Source organism: Bradyrhizobium sp. SHOUNA76 (genome assembly GCF_023006445.1).
Classification (GTDB): Bacteria; Pseudomonadota; Alphaproteobacteria; order Rhizobiales; family Xanthobacteraceae; genus Bradyrhizobium.
In genome coordinates this window covers 1-2,049 of record NZ_JALBHA010000773.1, presented here as the reverse complement: position 1 = coordinate 2,049, position 2,049 = coordinate 1, and the positions used below count along the sequence as shown (strand labels likewise).

At 67.2% G+C, this 2,049-nt stretch carries 2 protein-coding genes; one reads left to right on the top strand and one right to left on the bottom strand.

Translation table 11 applies throughout. The annotated features are described in order from the left end of the window. Window positions 1-619 (bottom strand): FadR/GntR family transcriptional regulator (locus MOV74_RS36910; RefSeq protein WP_246932298.1); only part of this gene is annotated, 619 nt, incomplete at its 3' end. Between the two features lie 141 nt (window positions 620-760). Between MOV74_RS36910 and MOV74_RS36905 the strand changes: the two genes are divergently transcribed. Continuing rightward, a partial coding sequence (locus MOV74_RS36905; protein ID WP_246932296.1) for a mannitol dehydrogenase family protein occupies window positions 761-2,049 on the top strand: 1,289 nt, incomplete at its 3' end.

Genomic DNA, 2,049 nt, shown 5'->3' with positions numbered 1-2,049 from the left:
GATCGTGCGCCGCGATCGCCTCGCGCACGGCGCGATGCTCGTCGAGCGCGGTGCGCCAGGTGCCCGGGCTCTCGAAATAATGCGCAAGCTGCGCGAAATAGGGATTGAGACGCTGGTCGAACAGCTCGCCGACCACGCGCACCAGGACGGCATTGCCAAGGCTGCCGGCGATCGCGACGTGGAACGCGCGGTCGTGAACCATCGAAGCTTCGCCGGGATGCTCGACCTTCTCCATCGCCAGAAGCGAGGCGTCGATGCGGGCGATGTCGTCCTTGGTCGCGACGCGCGCGGCCTCTTCGGCGATCGCGCTTTCGAGGAATTCACGGGCGCGCAGCAGTTCGAACGGGCCTTCGATGACGGAAGCTGGCGCGGGCGCAGCAACGGAAGCGGGCTCGATCACATAGATGCCGGAACCGACGCGGATGCGCAGGCGACCCTCGACCTCGAGCGCGATCAGGGCTTCGCGCACCGTCGGCCTGGAGACCTTGAGCTGTTCGGCGAGCTCGCGCTCGGTCGGCAAGCGGCTGCCGACCGCGTACTCACCGCTGTCGATCAGGCTTCGCAATTGATCGGCGACCTGGCGATAAAGCCGTCTCGCCTCCACAGCTTCCAGCGGCACGCTGGCCTCCCTGAAAGGGTCGCGCGGGGCATTTCAGCCCGCGGCCCGCCAATTTTGGAAAATTGGTCTTACCAATTGACCGAAGCATTGACCTGATACGGGCGCCATGTCAAGCAGCGGCAAAGCAACGGGGAGACGTCCATGCGCCCAGGTTCAACGCGCCTTGGCCGCGCCAATCTCGACCGGCTGCCGGCCGGCATCCGCCGTCCGGCCTACGACCGTTCGCGCACCACGCCCGGCATCGTGCACCTCGGCTTGGGAGCCTTTCATCGCGCGCATCAGGCCGTCATCGTTGACGATTGCCTCGCCGCCGGGGCGACGTCATGGGGCATCATCGGCGCCAGCCTGCGCAGCCCGGATACGCGCGACGCCCTCGCCCCGCAGGATCATCTCTACACGGTCGCCACACGTGCCGCCGAAGGCACCGAGCACCGTGTCATCGGCGCGCTGCTCGACAGCGTCGTCGCACGCGAAAACCCGGCGGCCCTGGTCGAGCGGATGGCCGATCCCGCCATTCGCATCGTCTCGCTCACGGTCACCGAGAAGGGCTATTGCCACACCCCGCAGACCGGCGATCTCGACGAGCGGCATCCTGATGTGGTGCACGACCTCAACAATTTTGGCGCGCCACGCTCGGCGCCCGGCTTCATCGTTGCCGCGCTGGCGCGACGTCGGGCGCAAGGACTTTCCCCCTTCACCGTACTGTGCTGCGACAACCTCGCCGCCAACGGCCACACCGTGCAGCGGATCGTGACGCAGTTCGCCGCGCTGCGGTCGAAGGATCTCGGCAAGTGGATCGCAGGCAATGCCGCCTTCCCCTCCACCATGGTCGACCGTATCGTGCCGGAGACGACGGATAGCGACCGCGATGCGGTCTCATCCGCGCTCGGCATGCGCGACGCCTGGCCCGTAATGACCGAGCCTTTTACGCAATGGGTGGTCGAGGACCGCTTCACGGCGGGCCGGCCCGATCTCGCCGCAGCCGGCGTCGAGCTCGTCAGCGACGTCAAGCCGTTCGAGCTGATGAAGCTGCGGCTGCTCAACGCCAGCCATTCGGCGCTGGCCTATCTCGGCTATCTCTCGGGCTATGAGACCATCGCCGACACCATGCAGGATCCCCACTTCGCGCGCCTCGCCGCGCAGGTGATGGAGGACGCCGCGGTGACCCTGACCATGCCTGACGGCACCGACCTTGCCGCCTATCGCGCCTCGCTGCTGAAGCGGTTCGCCAATCCGGCGCTGCATCACCGCACCTGGCAGATCGCGATGGACGGCTCGCAAAAGCTGCCGCAGCGCCTGCTCGGCGCGATGCAGGATCGCCTGCGCAAGGATTTACCGATCGCCACCCATGCGCTCGCGGTGGCCGGCTGGATGCGCTACGTCACCGCAACAGACGAGCAGGGCGGCACGATCGACGTGCGCGATCCGCT